The sequence below is a fragment of the Streptacidiphilus alkalitolerans genome (genome assembly GCF_042511045.1).
Classification (GTDB): Bacteria; Actinomycetota; Actinomycetes; order Streptomycetales; family Streptomycetaceae; genus Streptacidiphilus; species Streptacidiphilus alkalitolerans.
The window spans coordinates 153,424-159,342 of record NZ_JBHEZX010000017.1 but is presented as its reverse complement, the minus strand read 5'-3'; the positions used below and the strand labels follow the sequence as shown (position 1 = coordinate 159,342).

The 5,919-nt window shown below is 75.0% G+C and carries 5 protein-coding genes; 1 reads left to right on the top strand and 4 read right to left on the bottom strand.

All coding sequences use genetic code 11. The annotated features are described in order from the left end of the window. Positions 1 to 38: 38 nt before the first annotated feature. Positions 39 to 248 carry an MbtH family protein gene (locus tag ACEZDG_RS30620; protein ID WP_380515800.1) on the top strand — a complete coding sequence of 70 codons (210 nt, stop codon included), beginning with the start codon at positions 39 to 41 and terminating at the stop codon, positions 246 to 248. Positions 249 to 278: 30 nt separating this feature from the next. On the opposite strand, the gene ACEZDG_RS30615 is transcribed toward ACEZDG_RS30620, so the two are convergent. Genes ACEZDG_RS30615 through ACEZDG_RS30600 form a run of 4 tightly spaced genes read right to left on the bottom strand, consistent with a single transcriptional unit; the run spans position 279 to position 5,919 of the window. Then, on the bottom strand, positions 279 to 1,202 hold the full coding sequence (locus ACEZDG_RS30615; RefSeq protein ID WP_380515797.1) for an aminoglycoside phosphotransferase family protein: 924 nt from the start codon (positions 1,200 to 1,202) through the stop codon (positions 279 to 281). Positions 1,203 to 1,259: 57 nt separating this feature from the next. After that, positions 1,260 to 2,339, bottom strand: coding sequence for an iron-siderophore ABC transporter substrate-binding protein (locus tag ACEZDG_RS30610; RefSeq protein WP_380515795.1), 1,080 nt, complete (start codon positions 2,337 to 2,339; stop codon positions 1,260 to 1,262). Positions 2,340 to 2,368: 29 nt separating this feature from the next. Continuing rightward, entirely contained in the window at positions 2,369 to 4,174 is a 1,806-nt protein-coding gene (locus ACEZDG_RS30605; RefSeq protein ID WP_380515793.1) for an ABC transporter ATP-binding protein, read from the bottom strand. A 50-nt stretch (positions 4,175 to 4,224) separates the two neighbouring features. Further along, the gene (locus ACEZDG_RS30600; protein WP_380515790.1) at positions 4,225 to 5,919 is read right to left on the bottom strand and encodes an ABC transporter ATP-binding protein; all 1,695 of its coding nucleotides are present in this window, start codon (positions 5,917 to 5,919) and stop codon (positions 4,225 to 4,227) included.

Here is a 5,919-nt window from a genome sequence, read left to right as displayed (position 1 = left end):
AGCAGATCAACACCACAACCAGAGGAGTACAGAGCACCATGAGCAACCCGTTCGAGAACCCCGAGGGCGTCTACACCGTGCTGGTCAACGACGAGGGCCAGCACAGCCTGTGGCCCGACTTCGCCGAGGTGCCGGCCGGCTGGACCGTCGCCCACGGCCCGACCGGCCGCCAGGACTGCCTGGACTACGTCGAGGCCAACTGGACCGACCTCCGGCCCAAGAGCCTGGTCCAGCAGCAGGGGAGCTGACGCACAGACCGAAGGGGCCGGTCCGCGAGTTCACCTCGCGGACCGGCCCTGGCTGCGTTCGTAGTCCGTCAGGACCTCCTGGAGCACCCGCCGCTGCTCGGTGGCCCGCTCCCGGTCGGTGTCGACGCACTCGCTCAGGACCAGCAGCGCCTTCCATACCGCCCAGCCCCGGGCCCGGGCCCAGCAGGCCGGGTCCTGGTCGACCGTGCGGCGGAAGGCGTCCCGGCTGGCGCCGGAGAACAGGTGCCAGGCGATCACCAGGTCGCAGGCCGGGTCACCGACCCCCGCCGTGCCGAAGTCGAGGACGGCGGTCAGCCTGCCGTCCGCCACCAGCAGGTTCCCTGACGCGATGTCACCGTGGAACCACACCGGCTCCCCGTGCCACTCGGCGTCGAGCGCGGCGGACCAGACGGCCGACAGCCGCTCGGTGTCGACCCGGCCGCGCAGCGCCGCCAGGCAGCGTCGGGTCTCCTCGTCGTAGTGCGCGGGCGACGCCCCGCGGTACCAGCTGTGCGCTCCCGCGAGCGGTCCGCCGGTGGTCTCGCACTGCCGCAGCGAACGCAGGAAACCGCCCACCTCGACCGCGAACACCGACAGGTCGTCGATGCGGTCGGGCGAGGCGGTCTCGCCGGGCAGCCAGCCGCGGACGGACCACGGGAAGGGGTAGCCCTCGCCGGGTGCGCCCGCCGCCAGCACCGGCGGCACGGCCACCGGCAGGAACGGCGCCAGCCGCGGCAGCCAGTGGTTCTCCTTGGCGACCGCGGCGACATAGCCGGGGGCGGTGGGCAGCCGGACCGTCATCTCCGCACCGAGGCGGTAGGTCCGGTTGTCCCAGCCGTCGACCTCCACCGGGGTCACCGGCAGCCCGCTCCACTGCGGGAACTGGGCGGCGATCAGCCGCCGCACCAGCGCCGCGTCGATGCCGGCCCGGCCGTCGGGGGGAGACGAGATCATGGCTCAGAGCCTCGCCCACGACGGCCGTCCCGCACAACGGGATTTAGCGTGTCTCGGTCAGTCGGTCGGCGCCACCACAGGGGTGGCCGGGTTGCCGTCCACGGCCTCGGCGAGCTGCGGCACCAGCCGGTCCAGCGTGTACGGCAGGCTGAGCACCGAGACGAAGGAGACCGCGTTGCCGAAGTCGCTGGAGTCCTTGACGAAGACCTCGCGGCCCTGCTTGACCACGTTCAGGTCGCCGTAGAGCTTGTTGGCGTGCAGCGTGGCCTCGTCCTTGGCCGGGTTGCCGACGATCCAGACGATCGCGTCGGCGTCGAGCAGGTCGGTGCGCTCCTCGCTGATGTTGTTGCCGAACTGGTCGCCGATCACCTTGTCCAGGTTGGCCGGCAGCTTGAATCCGAGCGAGGTGAGCACGCGCGAGCGGGCGTCCTGGCTGCCGTAGACGAAGATCCCCTGGTAGGGGGTGGCCATCACGGCGGTGGCCCTGGCGAACTCCGGGTGGGCCTTCGCCGCCGCGGTGAAGTCGGCGGTGACGCCCGCCACCAGTTGCTTGGCCTGGTCGGCCTTGCCCAGCGCCTGGCCGATCAGCTCGGTCTGCTGCTGCCAGGGGATGCCGTAGTCGTTGTAGCCCTCGGGCGCGGCCACCACCGGGGCGATCTTCGAGAGGTTCTGGTACTGGTCCTTGGTCAGCCCCGCGTACAGAGCCAGGATCAGGTCGGGGTGCAGCGCGGCGATCTTCTCCACCTGCGGTCCGGTGCCGGGGTCGGTGAGCACGGTCGGCGGGGTCGCGCCGCCCAGCTTGTCCGTGGCCCAGGGCCCGATCGCGCCCTTGTAGCCGCCGAGCCACTCGGTGGTGCCGACGGGGACCTGACCCAGCGCCAGCACGGCGTCCTGGTCGGTCAGGCCGACCGTGACGATCCGCTTGGGCGCCGCGCTGACGGTGGTGCTGCCGAACTTGTTCACCAGGGTGACCGGGAACGCGGAGGGCGCCGCGCCCGAGGCCGAGCCGCTGGGGGAGCCGGCACCGGCGCCGGTCGCGGTACTGCTGCTGGAGCCGCAGCCGGTGGCGACGCCGAGCAGCAGCAGGACGGAGGCCAGGGCCGCGGCGGGCCGGACACCTCTGGGGGAGCGGGACATCAGGATCCTCTGTGTGTGCTGATTGTCGGTCATATGAGTGGTGCGGTGGTGCGGTGGTGGCTCTCGGTGCGGGCGTCGGACCACGCCTCCCACAGGGCGGCGTAGCGCCCGCCCGCGGCGCGGAGCTGGTCGTGGGTGCCGCTCTCCACGACCCGGCCGCCGTCCATGACCAGGACCCGGTCGGCGGTGGCCGCCTGGCTGAGGCGGTGGGCGACGACCAGGGCGGTGCGGCCCTCCAGCGCCCGCGCGGTGGCCTGCTCCAGCAGCCGGGCCCCGGCGCTGCCGGCCTCGGCGGTGGCCTCGTCCAGCACGGCGATCGGCGGGTCGGCCAGGATCAGCCGGGCCAGCGCGAGCTGCTGCACCTGGGCCGGGTCCAGGCCGTGGCCGCCCTCGCCGACCACGGTCCGCAGGCCCTCGGGCAGGGCCTCGGCCCAGCCCAGCGCCTCCACCCGGGCCAGCACCTCGGACAGCTCCTGCTCGGTCGCGCCGGGACGGGCCAGCCGCAGGTCCTCGGCCAGCGGCCCGGCGAAGACATGCACCTCCTGGGTGACCAGGGCGACCACGGGCCCGCCGCCCGGCGGCGGGTCGGCGAACAGCTCGACCGAGCCGCTGGTCGGCCGGTGCACCCCGGCGACCAGCTTGGCAAGGGTGCTCTTGCCCGCGCCGCTGGCGCCGACCAGGGCCACCCGCTCCCCGCGCCGGAGCACCAGGTCCACGTCCTGCAGCACCGGCCGGCCGGGCCGGTAGGCGTGCCCCGCGCCGGTCACCAGCACGGCGGGGCCGTCCGTTGACGTCGCGTCAGCACGCTCCCGGGGCGGCTGCGCGGGCAGGTCGGCGACGGCGACCAGCCGGGCCAGGCCGGCCCCGGCCGACTGCACGTCGTCGAGCAGCACCAGCGCGGTGTTGACCGGGCCGAACAGGCTGTGGAAGTAGAGCGCCGCCGCCGTGGCCGTGCCGATCGTCGCGGAGCCGTCGCGGACCAGCAGGAACCCGGTCACCAGCACGGCCGCGAGGCCGGTGTACTCCGCCAGGTGCAGTCGGCTGTAGAAGCGCAGGATCAGCCGGACCCCGCGCAGTTCCAGCAGCACCGCCGCCCAGGAGCGTTCGGACAGCCGCTCGGTGTGCTCGGCCTCCAGCCGGAACGCCCGGACCGTGGCTCCGCCGCCGAGGGTGTCCAGCAGTTGCTGCTGCTGGGCGCCGGTGGCGATGCGCTGCTCGGCGTAGAGCGGGACGGCGTTGCGCACGTACCAGCGGGCGGTGTGCGCCTGGATCGGCACGGCCAGCAGCGCCGCCAGCAGGAAGCGCCAGTCGAGCAGCGCCAGCGCCCCCAGGGTCAGCACGATGGCCAGCAGCGAGCGGGCCAGCTCCGGCAGCGCGGTGCGGACTGCCTCGGCCACCCGGGCGACGTCGCCGGTGACCCTGGCCGTCAGATCGCCGGAGCCGGCCGCCTCCAGCCGCTCCTGGGGCAGCTCCAGCGCGCGTTCCAGGAAGCGTTCGCGCAGCTGGGCGAGCACGGTCTCGCCGAGCCGGGAGGTCAGCGCGAGACCGCCGGTGGTGGCGGCGCCCTGGACCACCGCGACCAGGGCTAGCAGCAGGACCGGCAGGGTCAGCGCGGCGGCGTCGTGCCGTCCGGCGACCAGGTCCACGATGTGTCCCAGCAGCGGCTGGGTGAGCAGCCCGACGGCGGTGGCGCCGACCATCACCGCGAATCCGCCCAGCGCGAGTGCCCGGTGCGGACGCAGCAGGGCGCGCACCGAGGCCAGGGTCTCGGCGGGGCTCGCGGTGGGCAGCAGTTCGCGGGCGCGGCCCGAGGAGGGGTGCGACGCGTCCGGCACGGGGTGCTCCAGGTCCAGGGGGGTGGGTGCGCTTTTCGGTATGCGGTCGGTCACCCCAGCACCGCGGCCCGGTAGGCGGCCTGACGGTGCACCAGCTCGGCGTGGGTGCCGGCGTCGGTGATCCGTCCGTCGTCGAGCAGGACCACCCGGTCGGCGGCGGCGAGCAGCGCGGGGCTGGTGGTGACCAGGACCGTGGTGCGCCCGTGCCGGAGCCCGCGGAGGCCCTCGGCGATCCGGGCCTCGGTCACCGCGTCGACCGCGGTGGTCGGGTCGTGCAGCACCAGGACGTCCCGGTCCGCGGCCAGGGCCCGGGCCAGGGCCACCCGTTGGCGCTGGCCGCCGGACAGCGAGCGTCCGCGCTCGCTCACCTGGGCGGCGCCGCCCAGCGGCAGGGACGCGGCGACCTGGTCGGCCCCGGAGGCCGCCATCGCGGGCCGCAGGTCCTTGCCGCCGTCCGTGGCCGCGCCGACGTTGTCGAGCAGGGTGCCGTCGAACAGTTGCGCGTCGTGCTCGGCCACCAGCATGGTGCGCCGGAGCCGGGCCGGGTCCAGACCGCGCAGCGGCGTCCCGTCCAGTTCCACGGTGCCGGCCTCGGGGGCGGTGTGTCCGGCCAGGCAGCGCAGCAGGGCCGCCGCGTCGGCCGGTCCGGTGGCGGCCACGCCGAGGATCTCGCCGGGGGCGACGTCCAGGTCGATCGCCCGCAGCCCGCCGGAACTGAGGCCGTGCAGGCGGAGCGCTCCAAGCACCGGCTCGGCCGGGCCGGGACCCCCGGACGGGGTCTCCGGCGGGGCGGCCAGCACCGCGGCGACCCGGGCCGCGGAGGCCCGGCTCTGGGCGAGGTCGCCGTTTACCCGGGCGAGCACCTCCAGCGGGCCGACCATGAACATCGCCAGTCCGACCGCCGACACCAGCTGGCCCAGGCTGATCGCGCCGCTGGTGGCGAGCCGTCCACCGACCAGGGCGATGACCGCCAGGAAGACTCCGCCGAGGGCCAGCACCATGCCGTTCTGCAGGGCCTGGGCCCGGGCCGCGCGCAGGGTGGCGGACAGCGAGGCCCGGCTGGTGAGCCGGTAGCGGGCGACCGCCGCGGGCTCGGCGCCGATGCCCTTGAGCACCCGCAGCCCGGACACCAGGTCGGCGGCGGAGCCCGAGGCGTGGGCGGCCCGCTCTTGCTCGGTCTCGCTGCGGCGCTCCAGCGGGATGCTCAGCAGATGGCCGAGCCACAGCAGGACCGGTGTGCCGAGCAGCACCACCAGGCCGAGCGGCACGGAGGTGCGCAGCAGGAAGACGGCGGCCACCAGCAGCCCGGTCAGGGCCGAAAGCCCGGACAGCAGCGCCATGGTGGCGGCGCCCACCCGTCGGGCGTCCTCGGTGGCGATACTGGCCAGCGCCCCGGGCAGCCGGCCGCTCTCGGCCCCGCCGACCGGGTCGAGCACCCGCCGGACGAGCTCCACCCGCAGTCGGTGGCCGGCTTGCTCGGCGGCCCGCTCCCCGGCCCTGGCGCCGAAGCGGAAGCTGAACGAGAGCATCACATACACGGCGGCGAGCACGGCCAGCCAGCCGACCAGCGCGCCCGCGTCCCTCGGGGCCACGGCCCGGTCGATGACGAGGCCGATCAGCACCGGGACCAGCGCCTCCCCGGCCTGGTGCCCCGCGCCCAGCAGCGTCCCGACCACAACGTCCCGGCGCTGCCCGCCGATCGCCCGGACCAGGACGCCACGTCCTGACGGCCCCGAAGCACCCAC